Origin of the sequence: Flavobacterium panacagri, from assembly GCF_030378165.1 — a bacterium.
GTDB classification, from domain to species: domain Bacteria; phylum Bacteroidota; class Bacteroidia; order Flavobacteriales; family Flavobacteriaceae; genus Flavobacterium; species Flavobacterium panacagri.
In genome coordinates, this window is sequence record NZ_CP119766.1 from 5363146 (window position 1) to 5389241 (window position 26096).

At 32.7% G+C, this 26096-nt stretch carries 27 protein-coding genes; 6 read left to right on the plus strand and 21 right to left on the minus strand.

Annotated elements, in window-relative coordinates:
• Positions 1-29: 29 nt before the first annotated feature.
• Genes P2W65_RS22680 through P2W65_RS22690 form a run of 3 tightly spaced genes read left to right on the plus strand, consistent with a single transcriptional unit; the run spans position 30 to position 2872 of the window.
• The gene (locus tag P2W65_RS22680) at positions 30-1121 is read left to right on the plus strand and encodes an AI-2E family transporter (RefSeq protein WP_289661567.1); all 1092 of its coding nucleotides are present in this window, start codon (positions 30-32) and stop codon (positions 1119-1121) included.
• Between the two features lie 2 nt (positions 1122-1123).
• Positions 1124-2302, plus strand: a complete 1179-nt coding sequence (locus tag P2W65_RS22685; protein ID WP_289661569.1) for a class I SAM-dependent methyltransferase — start codon at positions 1124-1126, stop codon at positions 2300-2302.
• A 3-nt stretch (positions 2303-2305) separates the two neighbouring features.
• Complete coding sequence (locus P2W65_RS22690; protein WP_289661571.1) at positions 2306-2872, plus strand: hypothetical protein; 567 nt, start codon at positions 2306-2308, stop codon at positions 2870-2872.
• Here P2W65_RS22690 and P2W65_RS22695 read toward each other — a convergent pair whose 3' ends face one another.
• Positions 2873-3520 carry a M15 family metallopeptidase gene (locus P2W65_RS22695; protein ID WP_289661573.1) on the minus strand — a complete coding sequence of 216 codons (648 nt, stop codon included), beginning with the start codon at positions 3518-3520 and terminating at the stop codon, positions 2873-2875.
• A 205-nt stretch (positions 3521-3725) separates the two neighbouring features.
• Between P2W65_RS22695 and P2W65_RS22700 the strand changes: the two genes are divergently transcribed.
• Positions 3726-4241, plus strand: coding sequence for an Ivy family c-type lysozyme inhibitor (locus tag P2W65_RS22700; RefSeq protein WP_289661575.1), 516 nt, complete (start codon positions 3726-3728; stop codon positions 4239-4241).
• Between the two features lie 54 nt (positions 4242-4295).
• Here the strand turns inward: P2W65_RS22700 and P2W65_RS22705 are convergent, their stop codons facing one another.
• Complete coding sequence (locus P2W65_RS22705) at positions 4296-5399, minus strand: fatty acid desaturase family protein (RefSeq protein WP_289661577.1); 1104 nt, start codon at positions 5397-5399, stop codon at positions 4296-4298.
• 175 nt (positions 5400-5574) lie between these two features.
• Positions 5575-5904 carry a helix-turn-helix domain-containing protein gene (locus P2W65_RS22710; protein WP_289661578.1) on the minus strand — a complete coding sequence of 110 codons (330 nt, stop codon included), beginning with the start codon at positions 5902-5904 and terminating at the stop codon, positions 5575-5577.
• Between the two features lie 122 nt (positions 5905-6026).
• On the opposite strand from P2W65_RS22710, the gene P2W65_RS22715 reads away from it, so the two are divergent.
• Positions 6027-6296, plus strand: coding sequence for a hypothetical protein (locus tag P2W65_RS22715; RefSeq protein WP_289661580.1), 270 nt, complete (start codon positions 6027-6029; stop codon positions 6294-6296).
• Positions 6297-6336: 40 nt separating this feature from the next.
• On the plus strand, positions 6337-6525 hold the full coding sequence (locus P2W65_RS22720) for a hypothetical protein (protein ID WP_289661582.1): 189 nt from the start codon (positions 6337-6339) through the stop codon (positions 6523-6525).
• Positions 6526-6640: 115 nt separating this feature from the next.
• On the opposite strand, the gene P2W65_RS22725 is transcribed toward P2W65_RS22720, so the two are convergent.
• From P2W65_RS22725 to P2W65_RS22810, 18 genes are all read right to left on the minus strand, one after another.
• Positions 6641-7462 (minus strand): phospholipase A, encoded by an 822-nt coding sequence (locus tag P2W65_RS22725; protein ID WP_289661584.1) that lies wholly within the window; start codon positions 7460-7462, stop codon positions 6641-6643.
• Between the two features lie 103 nt (positions 7463-7565).
• The gene (locus P2W65_RS22730) at positions 7566-8744 is read right to left on the minus strand and encodes an MFS transporter (RefSeq protein WP_289661586.1); all 1179 of its coding nucleotides are present in this window, start codon (positions 8742-8744) and stop codon (positions 7566-7568) included.
• Between the two features lie 247 nt (positions 8745-8991).
• Positions 8992-9444 carry a hypothetical protein gene (locus P2W65_RS22735; RefSeq protein ID WP_289661588.1) on the minus strand — a complete coding sequence of 151 codons (453 nt, stop codon included), beginning with the start codon at positions 9442-9444 and terminating at the stop codon, positions 8992-8994.
• A 710-nt stretch (positions 9445-10154) separates the two neighbouring features.
• On the minus strand, positions 10155-10358 hold the full coding sequence (locus P2W65_RS22740; RefSeq protein ID WP_289661591.1) for a hypothetical protein: 204 nt from the start codon (positions 10356-10358) through the stop codon (positions 10155-10157).
• Positions 10359-10415: 57 nt separating this feature from the next.
• A complete protein-coding gene (locus P2W65_RS22745) occupies positions 10416-11816 on the minus strand; it encodes an exopolysaccharide biosynthesis polyprenyl glycosylphosphotransferase (RefSeq protein WP_289661593.1) in 1401 nt (466 codons plus the stop codon).
• Positions 11800-12216 (minus strand): VanZ family protein, encoded by a 417-nt coding sequence (locus tag P2W65_RS22750; RefSeq protein WP_289661595.1) that lies wholly within the window; start codon positions 12214-12216, stop codon positions 11800-11802. The genes P2W65_RS22745 and P2W65_RS22750 overlap by 17 nt, the downstream gene beginning before the upstream one ends.
• A 36-nt stretch (positions 12217-12252) precedes the next feature.
• A complete protein-coding gene (locus tag P2W65_RS22755) occupies positions 12253-14592 on the minus strand; it encodes a GumC family protein (protein ID WP_289661598.1) in 2340 nt (779 codons plus the stop codon).
• 93 nt (positions 14593-14685) lie between these two features.
• Positions 14686-15453 carry a polysaccharide biosynthesis/export family protein gene (locus P2W65_RS22760; protein ID WP_289661601.1) on the minus strand — a complete coding sequence of 256 codons (768 nt, stop codon included), beginning with the start codon at positions 15451-15453 and terminating at the stop codon, positions 14686-14688.
• A gap of 241 nt (positions 15454-15694) precedes the next feature.
• Positions 15695-16441 (minus strand): glycosyltransferase family 2 protein, encoded by a 747-nt coding sequence (locus tag P2W65_RS22765; protein WP_289661603.1) that lies wholly within the window; start codon positions 16439-16441, stop codon positions 15695-15697.
• A gap of 244 nt (positions 16442-16685) precedes the next feature.
• Entirely contained in the window at positions 16686-17630 is a 945-nt protein-coding gene (locus P2W65_RS22770) for a UDP-glucuronic acid decarboxylase family protein (protein ID WP_289661605.1), read from the minus strand.
• Between the two features lie 2 nt (positions 17631-17632).
• Positions 17633-18457 (minus strand): glycosyltransferase family 2 protein, encoded by an 825-nt coding sequence (locus P2W65_RS22775; protein ID WP_289661607.1) that lies wholly within the window; start codon positions 18455-18457, stop codon positions 17633-17635.
• Positions 18450-19001 (minus strand): DapH/DapD/GlmU-related protein, encoded by a 552-nt coding sequence (locus tag P2W65_RS22780; RefSeq protein WP_289661610.1) that lies wholly within the window; start codon positions 18999-19001, stop codon positions 18450-18452. Before P2W65_RS22780 ends, P2W65_RS22775 begins: the two co-directional genes overlap by 8 nt.
• Before the next feature lie 8 nt (positions 19002-19009).
• Entirely contained in the window at positions 19010-20122 is a 1113-nt protein-coding gene (locus P2W65_RS22785) for a glycosyltransferase family 4 protein (RefSeq protein WP_289661612.1), read from the minus strand.
• A 3-nt stretch (positions 20123-20125) separates the two neighbouring features.
• Positions 20126-21199, minus strand: coding sequence for a glycosyltransferase (locus tag P2W65_RS22790; protein WP_289661614.1), 1074 nt, complete (start codon positions 21197-21199; stop codon positions 20126-20128).
• A complete protein-coding gene (locus P2W65_RS22795; protein WP_289661616.1) occupies positions 21196-22362 on the minus strand; it encodes a glycosyltransferase in 1167 nt (388 codons plus the stop codon). Before P2W65_RS22795 ends, P2W65_RS22790 begins: the two co-directional genes overlap by 4 nt.
• Positions 22363-23721, minus strand: a complete 1359-nt coding sequence (locus P2W65_RS22800; RefSeq protein ID WP_289661618.1) for a hypothetical protein — start codon at positions 23719-23721, stop codon at positions 22363-22365.
• Entirely contained in the window at positions 23721-24965 is a 1245-nt protein-coding gene (locus P2W65_RS22805; protein WP_289661620.1) for a glycosyltransferase family 4 protein, read from the minus strand. Before P2W65_RS22805 ends, P2W65_RS22800 begins: the two co-directional genes overlap by 1 nt.
• Before the next feature lie 6 nt (positions 24966-24971).
• Positions 24972-26078 (minus strand): glycosyltransferase family protein, encoded by a 1107-nt coding sequence (locus P2W65_RS22810; protein WP_289661623.1) that lies wholly within the window; start codon positions 26076-26078, stop codon positions 24972-24974.
• Between the last annotated feature and the right edge of the window lie 18 nt (positions 26079-26096).

A 26096-nucleotide genomic window follows, 5' to 3' on the forward strand; every position in this document is an offset into this window, starting at 1 on the left:
TTCCTATATTTATAGTCTAAATTTTAAACATGATCACGTCAAAAACTATTTCGAACGGAATTTTAAGAGCTTTAGCAACGATCTTAATTATTGGTATCGTTTTATATTTTTTATATAGCATTCAAACCGTTATTGTCTATCTATGCATCTCTTTACTTTTGTGTCTAATTTCGAATCCGCTGATTTTATTTTTAAAGAACAAACTAAAATTCAGCAATACAATGGCGGCCACAACGACAATTATCCTTTTCATTTTTCTTATTGTGGGTTTTATTCTCTTGTTTGTTCCTTTAATTATTTCTCAGGCCAATAATTTGGCTCTTCTAGATACAGCACATCTACAGACAAAATTTATGGAGACTGAAAAACATCTAGAAGAATACTTTAATATTCAGCATATCGATTTAAATAAAGTGATCAAAGATTCTAAACTTACTTCGGTTTTAGATTTTAGTTATTTTACTGGATTCATCAATTCGATCATCAATTTTATGGCCGATATGGGAATGGGATTGGTTTCTGTCTTTTTTATTACTTTCTTTTTTATTAAAGACCAGACTATTTTTAAAGATCAAGCCAGAAGAATACTTCCTGACTCCAATGAAGACAAAATTTTAAATTCGATAACAAAAATCAACCACTTATTGACCCGCTATTTTATTGGTTTATTATTGCAATTGATTGTTGTATTTATACTTTATCTAATTGTTTTATTAATCTTTGGCAATAAAAATGCTTTTGTAATTGCGTTCTTATGCGCCATCTTAAATATAATTCCTTATTTAGGGCCGATTATTGGAACTAGTTTAGCGGCAGTTTTAACCATGATTAGTATGATTGGACAAGATTTTCAATCGGAAATCCTTCCAACAACAATCTATGTCGTTATTGGATTCCTTGTGGTTCAAGCAATTGACAACAATATCAGTCAGCCGATAATTTCGTCAAAAAGTGTAAATTCGCACCCGTTAGAAATATTCTTGATTATCTTAATCAGCGGTATTACGTTTGGAATTGTTGGTATGATTATCGCTGTTCCAGCTTTTACCATGATTAAAGTAATTTTAAAAGAGTTTTTTCCTAACAATAAAATTGTCTCCGTATTAACCGAAAGAATTTAGCTTTGAACACTTCTATTTTGCATCCAGATATTCAGAAATTTATAATTGAGAATACTGGTGCAGATCTAACAAAATTAGCGCTTCAGAAGAATCCATTTCCAGAAATGGACTGGATTTCGATTTTAAATCAAATTGAAGCGCGATCCAAAGCAAAAGATAAACTTCCGACTTGGTTTTCGGCACAAAACATTATTTATCCGAGTAAAATTTCGGTAGAACAAACTTCTTCAGAAAAAACAGCTGCCTATAAAGCAGCTTTAATTTCTGGCGAAACTTTAATTGATCTTACCGGCGGTTTCGGTGTTGACGATTATTATTTTTCGAAGCATTTTAAATCGGTTACGCATTGTGAAATAAACGAGGAATTGTCTGAAATCGTAAAACACAATTTCAAACAACTGCTCGTCGAAAATTGTACTTTTTATAGTGGAGATTCGATTCATTTACTGGAAGAATCCAATCAAAAATGCGATTGGATTTATATTGATCCTTCACGACGAAATGACGCAAAAGGCAAAGTTTTTATGCTGAAAGACTGTCTGCCAAATGTTCCTGAATTATTGGATTTTTATTTTGAAAAAGCAGATTCTATTTTAATAAAAACGGCTCCATTGCTGGATATTTCTGCTGGATTATCGGAACTTAAAAATGTCAAAAACATTCATGTTGTTGCTCTTGAAAATGAGGTAAAAGAATTGCTTTTTGAAATTCATAAAAACTATTCCGGCGAAATAACCATAAAAACGGCTAATATTTTAAAGGAAAAAGTCGAAACCTTTGATTTTATTTTAGGCGAAATATCTTTTCCTATTTATGATTTACCAAAGCGATATTTATATGAACCCAATGCGGCAATTATGAAATCGGGAGGTTTTGATGAAATAAGTACAGCCTTTCAAATTGATAAACTGCACAAACATTCGCATTTATATACTTCAGAAAGTCTAATTGATTTTCCGGGAAGAAGATTTGAGATTCAAAAAGTCATTTCATACAATAAAAATGAAATGAAAAATGAGCTTGTAAACCAGCAAGCCAATATCACCACTCGTAATTTTCCCGAGACCGTAGAAAACATTAGGAAAAAGTGGAAAATAAAAAATGGTGGAAATTTGTATTGTTTTTTTACAACCGATGTAAAAGATAACAAAATAGTTTTAATTTGCACCAAAATAATCTAAACAATGAAACAACTATTTACACTAACTCTTTTTTTATTAACGATTACCGCATTTGCACAAAAACCATGTGAATACAGTGTAAATGTAAATGACTCTATCGGATCTTATAAAGTAACCAATGAATACTTAATGAGTGAAAAATATTTTGGAGGTACTTTCAATTATATTTTCTTCTCTCTGGCTCAAACAGATGGTTTGCCTACACTAAATCTGCAGTCTATTCAAAAAAGTAAAGATTTTATTAAAGCGAATTGTTTTGATAAAAATTCAAAAATATTTTTACAGTTAGAAAATGGGAAAATTGTAACCTTAATGCATATCAATCAGGAAAATTGCGGTACACTAGTTCGCGATGAAAAAGGTTTTGACAATCGAATTAATACTGGGATTTTTATGTTCATGAAAGACAATTATGAAGAGCTTAAAAAATCGCCTATATCAATTATGCGAATTAAATATCTGACCAACATAGAAGATTATATCGTAAAACGTGAACTTACTTCTGAGTTAACCGGCAAGGTCACAAAACCCAATACTTATTTTATGGAAAACATTAGATGCGTTGAGTAATTAATCGCATTTCCATTTCTGATTGGCAACTTTGTCTTTTAAACCTGCTTTTAAATTGTAATGCCACCATTCAGAATCAAATGAATTAAAGCCATTATTAATCATTATTTTTTTCAAATAAGCTCTTTTTGAAAGAATCTCTTTTGAAAGCTGTTTGAAATTATGGCTGGCCTGAATCCCAAAAAAATCAAAAGGAGTTCCCATATCCACTTCTTTTCCTGTTATATCAACCAAAGAAATATCTACGGCTCCTCCTCTATTATGGATGGAGCCTTTTTTTGGATCTGCCACATATTCTGGATTGGATACAATTTCCCACATTTTCTTCTGAATATCCAAAGGTCTGTAGCAATCGTATAATTTAATTCTATATCCTTTTTTCAGAAAATCATTATTCGCCGCAATTAAGGCTTTTACTGTTTTTAAACGCAGCATACATTCGGCACAATCGTATACTTTTGCTTTTAAAAAATTATCTTCAGTCGCATATTTCATATCATAAATAAAATCGTTGCTGTAATCTCTCAGCTTTACAAACGTTGTGTCTGAAATCTGTGAATCTTGATCACTTTCATACGCTTCATGCTGCGCCTGCAAAGATGAAATACAAAATAAAAAACCGATTAATACTATTGAAAAACGCTTCATTGCTTGATAATTTTAAAAATGAAAGTTAAGTAAAAAAACTCAAATCTAACTCGATTATTATTTCTTCCCTAAGTACAAAACCTAATAATTGGAGGTTTTCTATCATCTTAATTTCCTTTTAAAACAAATATAATTTTAATATCTTTATAAAAACCAAGTCCTTACGAGTCTATAAATTATATTATTAATTCTAAAATCAGTTATTATGAATTGCAGAACCAAGTACATTTCTATAGTCTTATTGAGCAGTTTACTATTCATTTCCTGTAAAAAGGAAATTATAAAAAGTGTTCCCACAACCGATTCTACTTCTATAAAAACAGAAGCCCTAAAAACAGATAGTTCTGTTATAAATCCAACCGATTCTCTCTATACTTTAGCCGATAAAAGTGTTATTGGGACTCAGTTTTTAACTAAAAGCAGTCTGGCTCCAAGGTTGAAAAAATTAATGGGAGCTGATTATGATCAAATGGTAAAATATTGGAATACCGAAACACCTTTTGAAAAACAGGAAAATGTACTTCACGCTTGGGGCTGTAAACAGCATGATTGCAGTACTTATTCTTATGACCTTTATATTGATGTCAAAAACAATAAAATAAATGTTTACAAGTTCGCAGAATCGAAACTTACCGTTTTTAAAGAAGATAATTTTGATATTGAAATCAAGGACAATTTATTGAAAGATTTGAATATTAAGAAGGAAAATGTTAAGAGTTAGAGATTGAGAGTTATGAGTTAAAAAATGGCGATCAAAAATCGCCATTTTTTATGTTTAAATTTCTCCTGTCATTAAAATATTTTCTTTTGTGCCTTTATTCTTCAGCATTCTAAAATGCGAACGTACTGCATGATAAAAAGGATAAGAGGTATAAGGCAGATTGTATTCTTCGGCATAGCGTCTTATAATTGGTGTTATGTACGGATAATAGGTATGCCCGACATGTGGAAAAAGATGATGTGCTACATGGTGGGTAAAGCCTCCATACAGAAAGTTTGCTAATTTGCTTTCTGTACTGAAATCTTTTGTTACCACCATTTGATGCACAGCCCAAGTATCGGAGAGATTTCCTTCTTCATCTGTATTTGGAAAATGGGCATCTTCGTCTACATGAGTCGAAACTAAAGCAACAACTCCTAGAGCACTGCCACACATATGCATAGAAAGCCACGCAAAAAATATTGTATACCAAGGCTGTTTAAGAAGCATCATCGGTATAAAAAGGATATAAATCAGATTAATGATTTTAGCGGCAAATAAGCGATAGATTTCTTGTCTTGGAATTTTATCTACCACTTTTTTCACATAGTTGTCTTTGGTGCCAAAAAAATCTTTGAAGTCTCTAATATAAATCCAGTTTAAACTGTAAAGTGGATAAATAAACCACATATAAATATGCTGATATTTATGGTAATCAAATAAAGGAGCATTCGGAAATATTCGAATTATATCGCTTTGTTTGATATCAATATCCCAATCAGGAATATTTGGATAGGCATGATGAAGACCAATATGACGACGCATCCAGAGCCAGTGGTTACTGCCAAATAATTCTAAAACATACAAAAACCACTCATTATGCTTTGGCTTCTTAAATAAAGCTCCATGTGCTGCATCATGAAAAGCATTAATAAATAAAACAATCATTGTAATACCAGAAAAAATGTAAAAAAGGAAGAGTAAATAGGTCTGGTTTCCAAAAATTAAGATACAGCTGTAGCATAAAAAGAAAACAGCTAAAAGTCCCAAAGACTTGACAACATTGAATCGATACAACGATGAGTTATTTAAGACCGTTTCATTCACTTCTAAACGCATCTTTTTAAAAAAATCATCGGTTCCGGGTTTGACATAAACCGGTCGTTTTAATTTTTCCATGTGGTTATTGGCTAGAAATTGTTCTATCAAATTTAGCAAAAAAAACTTAACCACTTACTTTACAACCACTTAAATACTAATTTTACTACATAAAAAAAACCACTCTTGAAGAGTGGTTTAAATCTTTTGGTTAAAATCTGTAAGTGTTAGATATTTTCGGAAAAACTATTTTTTACTATTCCTCAAATTTTTTCTCTGCCAGCCGCAGCCTAATATTATGAATTCGATCTTCGATTTCTTCTAAGTCATTCAGCATATGCTGTTTTTCATAAACTGCTCCTGTTTCATTAACCATATTTTGGCCATCTTCTGGCGCAAAAAGATCATTTAAATCTACATCGGGAAAGTTTTTACTTAAACTAAGAATAAATTCAGAGCCTATATTAGCCGTGCCATGTAAATATCTCCCAATCATTGCTGGGCTGAATCCTAAAATTTCCCCTACCTCTTTTTGCTTTAATCCTTTAGCTTTAAAGAATTTGCTTAATTTCTCGTTATACATCATTATTTAAAATCAAAAAAAAATATATTCTAACTATATTTTTTAACATTAAAAAGAATAAATAATATAATATTATTCCTACATTTACCCTTTTATGAAAACACCATTTAATAATTAGCAAATATATGTCAAAATTAATCAAAAATAGCAATATTAAAGAAGATAATTCTCACAATGAAAAAGCTTATGAATTTATTAACAAGCATTTACCTGTAACCTATGTCGAGCTCACTATTTCTTGTATTATCAAAAAAGGGCATCCTGCTCCGAGTAAAGCTTTAATTAGAAACGTCAGAAACAAAACTATTGTGCGAAATGATATTTTATTGGCGTTAGTAGAAGTAGCTTATGAAAATAAAGAAGCGATCGAGAGAATTAAACTTTTAACATCTTAATAAGAATTTACCAAAATCTTTTGAAGTAAAACCTAACTATATGACAGACCGAGATAAGAATAATAAGAAACAAAAACAGCAATTGATTACTAAAACAATAAGCAATAAGAATTTAACGCATATTGCATATTTATACGGCATGACTCTGGAAGAATATAAAGAAGGAGCTAAAATACATTCTAAATGTTTTGGTCAGCTTAAAACGGCAAGAACAGTGGCTCATTCTTAAATAAAATCTCTACACAAAAGTTCAATTTTATTGATTTTTATCTCTAAAAGTCTAAAGGCTGCCTATTACAATTTGCAAGGTATTCTTGTTTTACCAATAATTATACAGTCGCATTTTAAAAAATTCCCATGTTTTCTGGTTTAATGGTAAAGCCTAAACGGAGCATGCTTTTATGTTCCTGATAGTCAATCAAACTTTCTGTGTACCCCACAAACCACTGTAAAGTGAGATAATAATTTTCATTTTTATAAGGTTTCCAATTCACTTGTGTCTGTAATGAACCATAATTGAGTAAACCGCTTCCTTTTCTAAAAAGAACATCAGCACTCCATCTTCCTGGTTTTATTTGATAGGTTGCACTAGCTTCGCCGTAGCCCACATATTTTGTCAATCCGGGATTATCATCTTTATCCACAAAAGGAATCCATCCTCGTATTCCGACTGTCCATCTTGGCGAAATTTGCGATTTAAGTGAAAAAGCAAGCATGTTCCAAGTTCGAGAATAAATAGAATCTCTTCCATTTGATTCGTGTTCAAATGAAATTGTTCCATAAGTTAATCTTCCTCCTTTTAAATAAAACGGACGGACAATGGCAACTCCGGGATTAAAATTGATTTCAGAGAATGGTTTTGAACTGGCATAAATGTCCCAAAAAGCTTTTTGAGTGTACATTAAATAAGGAAAGAAACCACCAATCCAAGGTTTTCCTGTTAAACGCTGTTTGAAACTAATTTGATATTTGACATCAGCAGAATTTCTTGTAATTGGCTCGTTTAGTGGTACTCCTGTCAAGAAATAATTATCTCTATGAACAGAAAAACTATGTTCTTTTAAAAGTGAATCTGCCGCACGAAAATTTTTTTTCGCTTCTACAATCTGCGAATTGGCTTTAATTGAAAACAAAATGAAAAAAGGCAATAAATATTTTAAGTACATTTTTATAATTTAAGTTTGAGCTTAATTATAAGCTTTCAGACTAATGTACATATTTAAAGCGAATGTAAATTTTCTAAATTACCAATCAATTTTTATATAATTCCTATATTCTTTTTCTGGCGAATTTCTTTTTCCAATATAAAAGATAAACAATTCCCATTACAAAGAAGAAAATATCAATTTTAAATATTTGAGGTATTCGTTCGATAATATCACTGTAATAACTTCCTCCCAGTAAAGCACCGCAACCTATTCCAATTTCCATGGAAATATACATTGTCGCAATTGCTTTACCTCGATGCTGCGGATTGCTTAAATCAATCGTCCATGCATTTATTGCCGGTGATAAAACCCCTGTTCCCATTCCGTAAAGTGCAGCACCAATAAGAAGCATATTAATAGTTGTTCCTTCGCTAATTACAAATAATGCAATTGAGGTTACAATTAATCCAGCGAGAATTACATTGGTTCTTCCGTGTCTATCAGAAACTTTTCCTGCTCCAAACCTCATCATAACTGATGCAACGGTAAAAGCAGTAAAAAATATTCCTTTATTCTGTGCACCCAAATGCTCACTCCAGTCTGGAATTAACGTTAATATTAATCCAAAAGCGGTATAAGAAAAAAACATTATAATTCCTGCTGGAAGTGCACCTCGATCAATGATATCTTTTCGGCCAATATAAAACATCGATTTATGCAGTTTTTCTTTTGTTTCTAAAGTCTCTTTCATGTTCGCTACAATAACTATAGACAGAAAAGCGAGAAAAGAAGAACTGTAAAACATAACGTCAATTCCGTATGCATTTACAACCCAGCCTCCTAAAGCCGGTCCTAAAGCTCCTCCGATACTAAAACATAAACCATGCATTCCTAAAGCTTCTCCCCAGCGTTGCTGCGGGATAATATCTGCTACATAAGCCGAAGTTGCAGTGGGTTTAAATCCTGTTGAAAAACCATGCACTAAACGTAAAAAGAGAAAACCAGAAACCGAACTTAAAACAGGATATAAAAAACCACAGATCAAACATACCACAGAACCAACTGCCATTACAGGAACACGTCCCCATTTATCTGTCAATTTTCCACTGAAAGGGCGTGATATTCCAGCCGTAAGAGTAAAAAGAGAGATAATTAATCCCTTATACTCAGCTCCTCCCAAACTTGTTAAATAATTTGGAAGTTCTGGTATTATCATATTAAAACTTGACGAAAACAGAAGCGAACTCAGACATAGTAAAATGAACTGAAGTGTATAAATAGATTTTGGTTGCTGTAACATTCTAAGACTATTCTAATAATTACTGCAAGAGGAAGTGAATATTAAATTGCAGGCTGCAAAGATACTTTTCTAATCTGATAAAATTTCTAAAATTAGCATTGAATTTATTCAAGTATTAAAAAACAAAAGGGACTGCCTCAATTTTGAGACAGCCCCTTTTTGTGAACGCAGAAGGACTCGAACCTTCGACCGTCCCGATATAAAATCGGGGACTCTATCCAGCTGAGCTATGCATTCGGTATATTTATCACATCATAAAGTACAATGCTCTCTGAAGTACTTCGAGCTGTTTTTTGGGCATTTTTGATTTTGAAAAACCTTTATTAGAGAACTTTGGAATTAAAGTTGAAGAATTTTTAAAACATAATTTCAAATCTTCAAAAATTTCCATTTTAGTTTTGGAGGCATCTATTAAAATTAAATCTTTGATTTCTTCTATTCGAGATAAGCTGTTATAGAGATGTTTGCTAAATAAACAAACCATAAAATTTGAATTTATGGCATCTAATTCAAAAAAATCTAATAGTTCTGAATACTCATATACTACAAAAACAGAATGATCAAAACCTTTTGATTTTTTTTCATTTTGCAGTAAAAAGGATTCTTCACAGAATTCAAATTCATTTTTGAACTTTCTCTTAAACATTTTTAAAAAAATTCCTTTATTGTCACGAACTAAAACTTTTTCTTTTTTAATCATCTCTTAAGAATTAGCATTTATCTTTTTTATAATAGATTATACTTCACTAACACAAAATATTCTTTTTCAAACAAGAAAATCCCTTAGCTCTAAGCATAGGGACTTTTAATGGAAGCTATACCATTTTCTTATCCAATATCTATTCATTGACAAGTGATAATTTTTATAATAAAATTATCGGTCAAAAAGCAATACCGAAAAAAGAATAACAGCAGTAATAGACCGAAAAAAATCCAGCCCGAATAAGATTTGGGAAGCCTTACAAAACGGTAAGAAGAAGGTTGAAAGTTTATTATTAATACAAAAGAATCAACAATAAATACTTTTAGATAAAGGGGCTAAAAAGAAACTTCAATTCATCAACAAACAATAGTAAAATTGATGTTTTTTTTGGGGACTTAATGTTTACATGACTCAAGAAATGTGAATCATACAATGAGTAGTAATACCTTTTAAGAATCTTAACTCAATTCAGAAATAGAGCAATAATTATGCATGTAATATCAAAAGGGTTGAGCTCGATACTTAGTCGAGCTCTTTATGATTAATTATTAAATCGTCTAAACTTTTGTCTCTATTTAATCCAAACAGTTATAAATATCTTGTCGTAAATAAAGAATAAATACTGCTATTCTATCTAATAAAATAGCAGGCTCATTTGATTTATTAATCAATAAGCAGTAGCATAAAATTAAAATCAGATAATAATTTTAAACTCCAACATTCACATTTTGTGTTTCTGCCGGACTATAATTTTTCAGTCTTTTAATTTTATCGTTCAATTTCAGAACTCGATCTAATTGTTTCTGTTGGATAGTATATTTAGTATAATATTTATACCATTCTTTTCCAATGAAAAAGGTTGTCACAGAAACTCCGGTAAGCAAACCTATTAGGTAATTAGTTATGTCCATGATGTTATTAGTTTTATTAGTTTAATTTTGAGTTTATTTTTTGAGTTTATTATATTATTAAAAAGCATTTTTATCTCCTTTCAGAGTTACGATAACCGTTAAGAAACAAATCTTAACATCCTTTATCAGACTCCAGCGCTGTACATATTCTATATCCGTTGTGACACGTCGTTTCATGTCTGCTACTTTTTTAGTTTCGCCTCTAAGTCCAGAGACCTGAGCAAGGCCTGTTATACCTGGTTTAACAAAATGACGAACCATAAAATTGTTAATATGGTCATTATAATCAGATGTATGCTTGATCATGTGAGGACGCGGTCCTACTACACTCATATTTCCTATCAGAACATTAAAAAATTGCGGCATTTCGTCTAAACTGGTTCGGCGGATAAATTTTCCTATTGGTGTAACTCTGCTGTCTCCTTTTTGAGCCTGTTGCGTTTCATCGCCCATATTTACATACATACTGCGAAATTTATAGCACCAAAATTCCTGGTTCTTTTTTCCTGTACGCATTTGTTTAAATAATACTGGGCCTTTACTTTGTTTCTTGATCAGAAATGCCAATAAAGGATAAAGCCAGGACAAGATGAAAACAATAACCAAAATGCTGAATGCAAGATCAAATATCCTTTTAGCCAACCGATTATAAGCATTCTGCAAAGGTTCAAATCGAGGCTTTATAACATGAAAATTATTTAAGTGGCTCGAATTAAAATGTTTCTTTGATATGGAAGAGAAATCGGGAACAAATTTCAATCGCATGCAATGTTTATCACCCAGTTCAAAGAAATAATTCAAGTCTGTAATAAAATCAGGTTTCGAAACAATATACAATTCGTTTATATCGTTTCTCGATGCATCATTAATTGCTTCAGACAGTGCAAAAGTAAATTCCTCATTACTATTATATTCCACAGACGAATTCTCGTTAAGAATCCCTAAAAAATTAATGAAAAAAGAATTGCTTTCTAAATGAGAAGCCAATTCGATACTTGTTTTATTGAACCCCCAGATTGCAACTGTATACTGTTTAAAAACCCATCCTTTTATTTTCCCAATCACCAGCGTAAATAATATTCTGGATAATAGAAAATAAGACAATAAAAAACTTAGTTGAAATAAATTTGCCTTACTTCCAAAGTTGTACAGCACATCATCCTGAAAAATGAAAATATAACTATGCCATAAAACTCTTTGTGTGAAAAAGGATCTCCAGCTATTGCGGAAAAATTCATCTAAACTAAAAAGAACGTCTACTCTATACAACTGAAAATAAGTAACTGAAAACAGCCAGCTCAAAATTGTAATTGGAATCATTTTATTGAGAAACAAACCATTCCAGCCAATATTCTCTTCAGTAGCAAAATTCAAAAATATCATTGTCCCTAAAACCATCGCAATCATATCGGCGATAGCGCAGCACATTATGAAAGTAAATTTATGTCTGTTTCGCATTTTTTATCTTTTTCAATAAATTGTAACCTAATGCTCCTATTAAACTTCCCACAATTCCATAAAAAATATCCATTAAATCGGGACTTCTTCTTTGGACTAAAAACTGCCCTCCTTCGGCTACACAAACTATTACCGCTGCAATAATTATGTTTTGTACGAAATTTAATTTTTTGTTATTATTTACTTCATTTATATTATTCTGTTCTGTATAGATCTCCAATAGAAAACCTAATACTACAAAAGGAACAGCAGTACGTAAATTGTAATAATGATTACTCCAATTTAAAAGCCACCTTGGCAAATAAGTCTCAGTTGATAAACTAGGATCTGAAAGCCAAGAAAAATAAAAGACCGCACCAACGACTAAAAACAATAGTACTAGAACTATTTTATGAAACATTATTTGTTGTTTAATTTTAGTCAATAGGTTTTCTATTTAAGCTCCTTTTACAGCAATGCTTCGTTTATACCAAGGTTTCTTTACTTTTGCTTCTTGATATTGGTAACCGTAACTTACGCCATAACCATATCCGTATGCATTTTTCATGTTTACGCCGTTTATAACAATTCCAACGTTTTTAAGCTGTTCTTTTTTAATAAAATTGCTAACCTGGACTAAATTGCTTTTGTCAGTATAATCATATTTTACTACAAATACCGTTACATCTGCCAGATAACTAAAATTCAGTGTATCAGATACTATCTGGACTGGAGCTGTATCTAGTATTATAAAATCGTAGATTGATTTGGCCTCTTCAATTAATGCTTCGAAATTAGAATTGGTTATTAATTGAGAAGGATTTGGAGGTGCTTCACCTGCAAATAAAACATCAAGATTTTTAGAATAATTATTGTCTTTCTGCAAGAATTCTTTCCAGTCATCTGTTTTATTAGCTAAGAAATCTGAAAGTCCTAAAATGTTTCTTTTTACACTAAAATAGTCATGCAATTGAGGGTTTCTCAAATCGACACCAATCAATAATACTTTTTTATTCAGATTACTTACTGTTATGGCATTATGAAAGGCGCAAAATGATTTTCCTTCGCCCTGAATAGATGATGTAAACAAGATTACATTTCCTTTGCTTTCTTTTTTCCTAGGCAACAAATACGATATATTGGACATTAAGGCTCGCGACGCTTCTGCTATCATAGAACGAGAAGTTGCTGTATTGTCTAATTTATCGTTAAGACTTATTTTTGGAATATGTCCTAAAATTGGAACATCCGTAAATACTTTTTGAATATCTTCTTCATTATGTATTTTAGTGTCTAAAAACAAGCGAACATATGTGATGCCAAAAGGAAGCAATAGTCCAAACATGAAAGCTCCTAACATAAAAACTTTTGGCTGTGGATAAATTGCTGAGTAATTAGTTTCAGGCGCATTTAACGTTTTTAGGTTTGATTCTAAAATAGCTCCATTTAAAACAGCCTCCTCTTTCTTTTGTAATAAGGCTACATAAGTTTCTTCTTTTGTAGTAAGATTACTGTTGATGTTTCCTAGTACTTTATCTTTCGTTGGAATGCTTTTTACTTTAGCTTCAGCAATACTCTGCTCAGATCTGTTGGCTCTGCTGGTTTGATTTAGGAAGTTTAAGTATCCTTCCAAGCTATTCACAATTTCCTGCTTCTGCGACTTTAACTGCGTTATCAAACTTATATAAGCTGGATTATTGCTTTGTGCCCTTTGTAAAATCAGCTGGCTGTCCATCAATTTTGCATTATAATTTATAAGCATTTGATTGACTGTCTTGGATTCTAAATTGTAATCTGTACCTAAAGCCTGTGTTGGACCAGCTTGTTTTATATCATTAATAGCAAAATTGGTCAATGATATTTGTCTTTCGTTAAGCATTGAACTTTCCTTTTTCTGACTTCTATCGCTGGTTTGTTCTAAGACGTAATTTTCCATTACACCAATATCGTTGTTCTGAAGATATCTTTCTTTTACGCTTTCAATAGAATCTTTTTCTTTGCTAAAATTTTTAATTCTCTGATTTAAATAAGAAACCGTATTCCTAAAGACTTTCTGTTTATTGATTACAATACTTTTATCCAGCTGGTCAATAATTTCGCTCAATATTTTTCGGGAGCGGTCTGGATTTGCGCTTACATGTTTTAATTCTAAAACTCCTTTTGCGTTTGCATCAGACAAAACAACCAAAGATCCTTTTAGATTTTTTAGAGCTACACTGGTAGGTTCTAAATTTACTTTGTATTCTTTCTCAAAATAGGAAGATGGATTTTTCTTTGCTTTCGCAGATAACTGAATTTTAAATGGTAATCCGTCAACAGCTTCTTTTCCATCGTATCCCGCTATATTATAAGTTTGTTCCGATTCTGGTTCAGTTATTACAAAACCACTTTTATCTATTTTAATTTCATAAGAAACAAGTGGCAGTGAATCATTAGAAACAGTTGGTACTAATACAAAAGGAACTTCGTTTACAAAATTGTTCTTAACGGTAAATACTTTTTCATAGTAGGCATAATTTAAATTCAGACTCTTTACCACACCTAATAAAAATTCGTTGGATGTCATTAGTCGAATTTCATCATCTAATTTATCTTCACTGCTTTTTTTATCTGTACTAATCGTAATGATCTTCGTTTGGTCTTCTTGTTTTTTGTCAATAAAGATCGTAGCTGAAGTTTCGTAGGTAGGTGGCACTATTTTAATAAAAATAAAGGCAGCTCCAACAAACACAATCAAGCTTAGCAAAAACCAAGGCCAATATTGAAAATACTTTAGAAATTCTTTTTTTAAATCCATAACTATTTAATTAATAAGATAAAATCGCATTAATAACCATGAGTATATTTTTGTAATCTAATTGGGGAATACTCTTTATATTTCGTCAATTTTTTAATTTGTAATTACAATAATCAGCGCCGCTAGAGAAGCCGTTATACCTAATAACTGTAATGGGTCTTTGATTAATCCGCCGCTGTTGGCTTTCAATTTATTTGGTGTTACCACAATTACATCCCCTTGTCTGATTCTAAAATTAGGATTAGACATCCACGAAGCACTTGTTAAATCAATATGATACACCAAACGTTTTCCGTCTACTTCTCTAATTAGTTTTATATCTTTTCGAATTGCTGAGTATGTTAAATCTCCTGCTAATCCTATTGCGTCCAAGAAACTAATTGATTCTTCTGTAAAAGCTTTAACTCCCGGAGAATTTACTTCTCCCAAAATGGTAAATTTGTTGTTAAGTACTCTAACTTGTACAGTAGGATTTACTAAATAATTCTCGTTTATAAGACGTTCTTTTATCTTGATCTCTGCATTAGCCGGTGTTAATCCTCCTACTTTAACTTCATTTAAAATTGGCATCATAATAGTTCCCTGCGGATTAACCAGATAACCAGACAATCGCATCATATCTACTGAAGTTTGTGCACCAGCATTACCACTTGTAATATTAAAAGGAGCCGCTACTAAAGGATTAAGATCACCTACTTCAACTCTTAAGATGTCGTTAGGCTGTATTTTTGGCGAAGTATAATTTATTGTCGAATTTGCATAACTGTCCAAATCTTGTAAATACAACATTTGTTTCTTGGTAGTGCAAGACTCCAGCATCAATAAAGGCAATAAAATTATCAAAAGGAAAATTTTCTTCATGTTAATTGTAGTATATATTTAGTATTCTTTAATTACTCTCATTCAATTGAAATAAAATGAAAACTATTTAGTGCTCCATAACCTCCTTTACTATGTCTATCGTCTAACTAAACCTGCATTCACTATTTCCTTTTATATTGGCTTTTTATTTTTTTTCCTTGAAAAGTCCTTTTCAGAACCTAAATCTTACTGCGTTTTTATACTTTCTCCAAAATTTAAAAACTAATGATCACCTTTACTATTAATGAACTATATATTGTTTTAAAGCGAGTGTTTTTTTAAGAAAAACTGTTGAAATTGCAGTCAAACCGTGATATTTGTAAATTCTATAATCTTCTCTTAAAACTTCAAAGGCTCTTTTATAATTTGTACTCATACCGCCCATTCTCATTTTAACAATATATTCATTAATGTAACTCATTCTGATTTTGTGTTTGTACAGATAACGAAGTAAAAATTCAGTATCTGAAGCTATCTTAAAATCAAGGTTATAAAGACCATTTTGATCAATTACGCTTTTCTTTAAATAAACCGTTGGATGTAATGGCAGCCAGCCTCCTTTTATTCTTTTAAGGCTGAAAACCCCTCCGATGCGATTTCGAATCAAACGTTCTTTTTGATCATTAGAAACATATACTCCGTCACCATAAACTCCTTCTACATCTGGAGAGTGTCTAAAACGTAATGCAATTCTAGAAATCACTTTATTATCATAAAATTCATCATCAGAATGCATTAACCCAATAACATCTCCTGTTGCTAATTTTAATCCTTTGTTAATAGCATCATACATCCCTTTATCTGGCTCAGAAATATAATGGCTGATTCTATCTTTATAAGACTCAATGATTTCTTTTGTTCCATCTTTTGAATTGCCATCTACAACAATATATTCGATATTATCATAATTCTGATCCAATACACTTTTGATGGCTTTTTCAATAGTGTTTTTACGATTGTAGCACACAGTGATTATAGTAACTCTCATAATAATTATATTTTTAAGGATAAATATTCTTCTATAGTTAACTGCCTTTCACAATTTCAAGATAAAATTAAAACAAAGGTATTTTACTAAAAAAAGTTCTCGATGAAGCACCACAAAACTCGTTAAAAGCACAAAAATGGCTGCTTGAGAATAAAGTGAACAAAAATCTGTTTCCTTAATAAGGAAATTGAGAATAAAGCAGTTGAATTAAATAATGGTATTTTTTTAAGAAAAAAAGTGCTTTTTATTGATTCAATAAAAGCTTGTCGAAGTAGCTGATAGTAGAAAGCAGACCTTCGCGCAGTTGAATCTTAGGCTGCCAGCCGTTCAACTTATCTTTTGCCAAAGAAATATCGGGCTGTCTTTGTTTTGGATCATCCTGCGGAAGATCCAGATGAATAATTTTTGACTTAGAATCGGTCAGTTCGATAATGGCTTCTGCTAGTTCCAGCATTGTAAATTCATTTGGGTTTCCTAAATTAACTGGGCCTAAAAAAGCGGGATCTGAATTCATCATTCTCACCATACCTTCTACTAAATCGTCAACATATTGAAAAGAACGCGTTTGCAAACCATCTCCAAAAATGGTAATGTCTTTTCCCTGCAAAGCCTGAACGATAAAGTTAGAAACTACTCTTCCATCGGCAGGATTCATGTTTGGACCGTAAGTATTAAAGATTCGTATAATTTTAATAGCTACTTTATTCTGATTGTGATAATCCATAAATAAAGTTTCGGCACAGCGTTTTCCTTCATCATAACAAGAACGAATACCAATTGGGTTTACATGTCCCCAATAATTTTCGGTCTGAGGATGTACAAGAGGATCTCCATAAACTTCGCTTGTACTGGCCTGCAATACTTTTGCATTGACACGTTTTGCCAATCCTAAAACATTGATTGCTCCCATTACCGAAGTTTTGATTGTTTTTATGGGATTGTATTGGTAATGTACCGGAGATGCAGGACAGGCTAAATTGTAAATTTCATCAACCTCAGCATAATAAGGTTCTGTAATATCATGACGCACCATTTCAAAATAAGGATTATCCAATAAATCAATAAAATTAGATTTGGCTCCTGTAAAATAATTGTCAAGACAAATTACTTCATTGCCTTCGTTCAATAATCTTTTACATAAATGCGAACCTACAAATCCAGCGCCACCAGTTATCAATATTCTTTTCATACTTATTCTATGTTGTTTTTGATTGAATTTACTTTGGTTTGAATTTGAAAAAAGTAATGTGATTTAAAACGTGCCAGATAAAAGCCTTCTTTTCCGTCCAAAAATCCTAATTTTAAAAAGTAAGCTCCCATAAAATATACTACTGGAAGCAATCCTGTATTTAGAAGTCCGTATTTAATTTTTTGGTTTAAAGACAAATGCTCGTTCTTAGAATCTTTTAACTGTAAATATCTTTTGGCTTCCCAAGAAGAATAGGCATTGTGTTTGGCAATGTAATGTTCTAAGTTTTTAAAATCTTTATGAACCACTTTCGCTTTAATAACGCCTACTTTTCCTTCTATAATTGGATGTTCATGAACTTCCATGTCTAAATGGCTCCATAAATCTTCTTCGATTTTTTCGTAAGCTCCTTTAGATTTCTTAAACAAAGCCGATTTTTGAAAACCATAACCATATTTAAGTTTTCTTCCCATAAAATAGTTTTCGAACTGTATCGTAAAACCGTTATAATTAGGATCCAGAGTTTTCACTGCAACTTCGTTTACAAATTCTTCGGTAACAAATTCATCTGCGTCTAAAAACAAAATCCATTCGTGGCGAAGGTTTACATTCTGCAGTACCCAGTTTCTTTTTTTAGGGAATTTGCCATTCCACTGAAATTGTACTACTTCGGCTCCCATATTTGCAGCAATAAGAATAGTTTCATCAGTACTTCCTGAATCTACTACAATTATTTGATCAAATCGCTTTAATTTCTCCAAACAAGATGGGAGATTCAAAGCTTCGTTTTTGACAGAAACGACTACGGTAATTGGAATTTTATTCAAAGCTTCTAGTTTTTATAAGTTTGGCAGGAGTTCCTGCAACTACAGTATTTTTCGCAACATTCTTCGTAACTAAACTGCCTGCCCCAACAATAGCATTTTCTTCTAATGTTACGCCTGGCATTATGATGGCTCGTACTCCAATAAATACTCCCTTTTGGATGATTATTTTTTTGGTTATCAAATTCATTGTTGGATTGTCAAATGCATGTGTTCCTGTGCAGAGATAAACTTCTTGACCTACAGTCGCATGTTCAAATATTTCTATCACTCCCAGTGTATAAGCATTTGCGCGATCACCAAGACAGGCATGATCGTGAAGAATTAAATTCCACGGAATCTGAATCCTTGCTCTCTGGTGTACAAACGGTTTTCCGTAAATTTTACAACCAAATAATTTGAGCCAGAATAACCTCCAGCGGTTTGCCGGTTTTGGTGTCCAAACGCATAACAATAACCAAACATATTCCCAAACCATCATTTTAACTCGCTGTGAAACCGACCACGGAGAATCGTAGGGCGAATTTTGTTCGTATTCTCGTTCCATTATTGTTTTTATTGGATTTTCATTGCTTCAAATTCATTTAGGAATTCTACTGCCAGTTTTTCGTTAGAGTGTGTTTCGTTTACCTTTAGTCCTGCTTTTGCTAAATCGTTGAGCAGTTTTGGATCTTCGATTAAATCTTTTAAATATTGATTTAAGATCTCAACCCTATCTTCTTTACGATGATCGAAACACAAACCATTTTTATTATGGATTAAAAAATCTTTAAAGCATTCTAAGTTGGACACTATTGTTGCACAGCCCCAGCTCATGGCTTCTAAAGGCGAAACTCCAAAAGTTTCCCCTTGTTCTGCTACCGATGGATAAACAAATACCGAAGATTTAAAGTAGATTTCGTTTAATTTGTCAATATCAAAAACAGGTTCCAAAAATCTGACGTTACTATTTCCTGCCAACTGTTTTAACTCATCCAAATATGCTTTTCCGCCTCCGCCAGTTTCTGTAGAATATGGTCCGACAATAAGTAACTGCCAGTTATTTGTTTTTAAGGAAGTAAATGATTGTACTAAAATATCTAAACCTTTTTCCGGATGTATTCTGCCTGTGTACAGAATTATATTTTCTTTTTTTGAAAAATCGATCGCTTTAGTATTTCTAAAAGGAAGCGTATTCGGAATCATGACAACCTTATCAAAATATTCGTTTTTGATTTCGTTTTTGATTGCTTTTGCAACTGGACTGGAATTAGCTCTTAATCGGCCATTGTTGGTATAAAACTTCATTTGGCCTTTTGGCATTCTGGCCACATCGATCATGCATTTCTTTTTTTGTTTTGCTGACAAAAGAATCGGAAGCCAGAAAGTATTAGAAACAATAATATCAGTGCTCTTAGATATTTTTCGAACAGCCTTTAAAGTATAAAACAAATCCAAAATCTTAAGAACAATACCCGAAGACGGTACTTTGTAACCTCCAACTCTCACATGATTAATGCCTCCTTCGTTTTCTATATTTGAGTAACCTTCATATGATTTTGATATATAATTTACCTCATGTCCCTGATTCACAAATTCTTTTGCCAAACCATACCACATTTTTTCGACAGCTCCACCCAATAATGGCGGTACGGGAAAAAAAGCACCTTGAACAATTGTTATTTTCATGACTTAAATCGTATTATACAATTCGACCATTTTTTTTCCTACTCGTTTGATATCGTATTTATCTATTATCAGTTCTCTTCCGTGTTTGCCCATCATTTCTAAAAGCATATTAGAAGAATTAAAAACTTTTAGCAAAGTCTTTTCTAAATTCAGCACCGAAAGATCAATCCACCAGCCGCATTTGTGTATTTCTAAATCTTCCCAAGGCGTTCCGTGAGTCGTTATAACTGGAACTGCAACCGCTAAAGCTTCTGCCACGACAATTCCGAAATTTTCACTGTGTGTCGGTAAAACCATTACATCTGCAGATCGCAGGAAATCCCATTTTTCTTCACCATATTTTGCTCCAACAAAACGAACATTTTCTAAATCTTCAATACTTTGAATTAAACCAGCTACATATTCATCTTCTCCGCTTCCTGCAATTTCAAGGGTCCATCCTTCTGTATTACTGGTTCTCCAGGCATCAATAAGCATCTCGATACCTTTTTTAGGATGAATTCGGGACATAAAAATCATTTTTTTTGTTCCGTAATTCTCTTTGATTTTTTTTACATCTCTCAGATAAATGCCATTTGGAATAATATGAATCGGATTTTTAAAACCTAAAGCCTTAATATTTTCTGCTTCCATTTTAGCAGTAGCATGAAGGCAGACAGATCTCTTGATAGCAGTCTTTTGATATAAGAACAATGCAATTTTTTTCTTTAACGGATTGTGTGCCAGGATCCAAGGTTCCAGCATTCCGTGTGGCGAAACCACTACTTTGATTCCGAGCTTTTGTGCCTGCTTTTGAAAACCCCAATTTTGAGGGCTCCAAATTCCATTAATATGAACAATATCCGGATCTTCAGCTTGAAGAAAAGTTCTGTATTCTCTCATTAAAGAAAACCATCTTGACATTTTATTATTAAAAAATTTCACAGGAACTCCTTCAATGGCAATAGGATCTTTGGAAATTCCAGTAGCAATACTGAAGGTCATATCATTTTTTAATACTTTACTAAGCAAACGCATATACTCAGTTGTACCGCCCCCGCTTTTATCAATACTGGCTATATAATGGATTACTTTCATACAATTTGGTTAATTTCTTTATAAATAGATTCGATAGCATTCAAAGAATTCTCTGTGGTAAATTTTTTGGATTGCTGTATTGATTTCTCTATTAATTCTTTTGATTTTACTTCATCAAGAGAAATAAGTTTATCTAAAATTTTTACTGAATCTTCTTTCCATTTCTCCTGCGATTTAGAATCGGAAGGTTTTTTATCAATATAAAAAGCTGCCGAACCGCCTACTTCATTCATTGGAGATCTGTTGGTTGTAATTACTGGACATCCTGAAGCCATTGCTTCTATGATTGGCCAGCCAAAACCTTCGTCTAAAGAAGGAAACAACAGGCAGAGTGCTCCAGAATAGGCATTGTTGATATATTGATCTTCTAAGTTGGTAACAAAATGAATATCGTCTTTAAACAATGATTTTTGTCTCAATTCAATTAATTCTTGAGTTGGCTCTTCCCCAATTAAAAGCAGTTTTATTTTTTTTAGGGTTTTACTTCTCCAAGCATCATAAATCTCAACTACACCTTTTCTATTTTTATAGTATTGATTTCCTCCAATGTGCAAAATGTAACCTTCAGACAGTTTCATTTTTAGCTTTTCTTCTAATACTTTTCGAGATTCAAAAGGTGATAATGAATAAAAAGGACGGCTCAACCCGTTATAGCAGACTGCCGATTTTACAATCCTGCCTTGATGCAATTCTTGAAGATCTTCTTGTGTTTTTTTTGAAATGCAGATGAAATTTTTTCCTTTTGAAAAACCGTTTCTAATATAGTTTTGATATTTCTTACCAGAAAACGATGTTGGATTTTCGGGAATTTTTCCCAAAGCCGATTTTAGGGCTAAAAAATCATGGCAATGTACTACATGTTTTTTGTTTTTCACTAAAGGAACCCAAGGGCCTAAAGCCTGGTCTGCAAAAACATAAAGAGTATCTTTTGAAGCATGCAGCAGTTTAAATTTTACCTCGATTGGAAATACAATATACTGATCGATATAACCAAACCATTTTTTTAAAAAACTAAAAACGCTGAGTTTATAAAATCGAGCCTTTGGACTCCAGATTATCACTTCATGCTCACGCTCTTCCATTCCGTCAAAAAGCATATTGGCATAACGAGGCATACTTTGGTGTCCTAAAAACGAAGGATGTGTAAAAAGTACGATTTTCATCTAAAGAGGTTTCGTGTTCTTGTTTATGCCTGCTAATAAAAGTCCGGTCACCATGACCGAATATCCCAGCATACTAGGTTGTGCCCATTGTCCTTGAGTAAGAGAAAACAATGCTGTACCGCAAAAAATTACAGGAAGAAGTTTGTCTTCTTGTGGCAGTCTAATTGACTTCATAAACAAACTCAAAGCTAAACCTAAACGAAGCATAATAATAATACCGCCTAAAAGAAGCCCCTGTTCTCCGCCAATCCTACTCAGCTCATCTTCGGCAATTAGAAATCCATTGCTTCCAGAAAGCATTTGTGCTCCTGCATTGGTTCCCATTCCAAGATTACCAATAAAAAAAGGCATTTTTAACAGTCTTACAATTGGTTCGACAAAACCGTCTATGGCTCTTGAAAAGAAAGATTCCTCAAATCCACCGCTTTGTTCACTGGCTGTATCAACCCTGCTCATGAAAACTTCGGTTCCTAAATTAAATACCGTTGTCGTTTTTTGTAAAATGGTAAATAAGATAAAGAGTGCGAAAATGGTTAAAACGATTCTTATAATTGTTTTAAAACTAGTTGCAGATCCCATTAAAGCAAAAAGACCAACTAAAGCCACTCCTCCTACTGCAGTTCTACTTACTGTTAAGGGTAAACTAAAAATTAAAGCCAGTGTACTTGCGTAAAGCAAAACCTTAGCTATTTTTTCGCCTGATAACCAGAAGTAAAACACATATACAGAAACCATAATGTAAAAAGAGGATAATCCTGTAATGAAAGAAAAAGTCCCAGGCGGTCTAAAATATCCCATTGCACCTGAAAAGCCCGAACTTCCTTCTCCGCCTAAACCAATATTGATAAAAGCAGATTGCGGACTGCTGAATTGGAGATAGACAATTAAAGTCATGAAGATATTAATTGCTAATAACACACGTCCCATTTTTAAAATGTCTTCTTTGGTAAAAACAGCTCCGATAATAAAGATTAAAGGAAAGTGAAGCATCATAATCCTTGCACCATAAATAGCTACAAATAAATTACCATGACCAAAAGTAATGGTAATTATTAGCGATAGAAGAGTTATGATACTGGCAAAAACGATATAACCATTTGTAAATTTGACTTTGAGATACATCGCTCTTGCAATTAAATAAATTGCGATAGGATCACGAACAATCAGCAGCGGTGTAGCCAAACTTGGCAAAACCCATTTACGCAGAGCCCCTTCAAAAATCCAAAGAAAAAAATAGGCCCAAATAGCCATTTTTAATGTGCTGTAAGGATCTTTTTCTATAGTAGCCTTGGCGTCAAAATTTTCCAATTCTATTAGGCTTGCAGTATCTGCCTGATATTTTTTATAATTATTTAGCACTATTTCAATATTGTTTTTAGTTGTCCAATAATCGTTTCGCTATAATTATCCCATGTATAATTTTGGGCATGTTCTGCCGCTTTCTCGCCCATTGCAGGAATTCTGTCTCTGTTTTCTACAAACCATTTAATTTTTTCGACGATTGCTTTTGGAGAACGAATAGGAACCAGAAAACCTGTTTCTCCTTCAATTACTAAATCTTCGCCTCCTGTGTTTGGTGTAATTATAATGGGCAATCCCTGACTCATGGCTTCCTGCATAACCAGTGCTCTTCCTTCTACAATAGATGGAAGACAGAATACATCACAGGTTCTCATTAATTTTAAAACCTCATCGTGTGAACGTCCAGGTTCATAGGTAAAAGTGGCCAACTGTGAAGTATAAAATTCCATTGGAGCCTGTAAAGATCCTAAGACAACCAATTCTACTGGTAAATCTTTCAACATGTTAAATGCTTCAAACAAATCTCCCAGACCTTTTCGCTGTCCCATTGAACCAACAAAAAGTACTCTGAGCGGTTTGTCTGTACTTTTGACACTTAATTGAGTGGTGGCATTATTTTTTGGAGACCCAAAAGGAGAAACAATTTTTATTTTATCCAGAGACCATTCTGGCAAAGAATTAAGAACAAATGATCCTGGCCCAATTACAATGTCGGCTAATTCTAATTCTTTACGTTTTCGTTCTAATTTAGCTTCGCTGTCTAAGATACCGCCTCCAAGAGTTTTTGCCCAAGCCGGCAGACGTGCTGCTTCTTCCTGCATTAGTTTTCTTCCTGTTTCCCAGTAGGCAATTGGTAGATCATAAATACAAGTTAATCCCAATTGTTTTGCTTGAATGAACGTTTCTAAAGCTCCATCCTCATAAGCATAAACCGCAGTAACTCCGTTTTTTTTTGCATTTTTTAAAGTATTAGCTACTTTAGAATCCAGTTTATGATACACTTTATCGATGGAAAATAAGCCTGTTTCATGAGCAGTAAAAACCTTAACTCCCAGTTTTGAAAACAGCATTCTTGAAAGCTCATTCCACGGTGAAGTACTAATGTATTTCTTTAATCCAGTTTTAAAAGTTCTTCTTTTTAATTCTTTCAAAAAAGAAAAATGGCTTAATCTAGTCCAATAACTATCTGGAAAAATGGCGATTGAAGTATGAAACCTAAGTAAGTTGTTTTGTTCAGCTAATTTTTCTGCTACAGCGCGAACATTAGAATTACCTGTTGGATGGGATAATATTATTTTCATTGCTAATTATTTATAATCTAGAGCTTCTATAAAACTATCTGCAATCTTTTTAAGACCTACTTTTGAGTTGTTTGATTTGAAAATATTAAGCATACTTGCTAATTGATTTTCTTTATATTCTGAAATACCATTTAAATTAACTGATGGTATTTTTCCGTTTGGAGTCCAAGGTCTTGCAACACAGATCACATCTAAACCATGTTCAAGCATTGCTGCCACAGTACCGCTTTTTTCAATTTGTCTCCATGGCGTTGTACTAATTCCCCAATCAGCATTTTGCAAAACTTTTGAAATTGTTGCTGCGTCTTGTTCTCCCAATATATTAAAATCAATATTTTGGTCTTTGCAGACTGCTTGCCAGTGATCCAATTCAGATCCACATCTTCCAATAAAGTTTAATTCTACTTTAAGATTGGCATTTTGTCCATATTTTGATAATTCTGAAATAAACTCTTTAACAGGGGCATTTGGATGAATGGTTCCAAAAATTATAAAGCTCAAAGTATCTTTGGCTTTAGCCAAAACTTCACTTTTAATTACTTCAATATTTCCAAAAAGCGGAAGATACAAAGCCTTACAGCCTATTTTTTCTAATTGAAATTGGTAAAACCTTGATTGTGTATGAATTTTACGAGCGGCTGTTTTTTTTATTACCTCTCGGGCAATGTATTGCTGTAAATTACCCCAAATCTTATGTTTGAAGGAAGATTCTTTGTCCATGCCAACCCAAAGCTCATGAAACATAATATGCCATTTTCGGCCTTGACTTATTTGGGCTAAATGTCCTGCAAGTCCAAATGGTAATCCTTTTTCTTGAAAGGAAAATGGAACATACTGTAAACTAATCCATTCCGGATTAAAATCAGTTACAAATTGTTTTGCCTTTGCGTAACGTATTTTTGATTCCATTTTATTTGGAATTCGAACTACAGTTATTTTACTTCCTTCAGATTGTTGAAATTCTTGTACAATTTCATTGGCACTAAAATCATGCAATGCTAGTAAGGCAATTTCATATCCCTGCTGTATTAATTCTCCTGCCAAACGACGGGTGTAATCTCCAACTCCGTCACGACCTGGTTCTAATGAGCCACAGATAAAAAGGATTTTCATGTTGTTTTCTGACTTCGC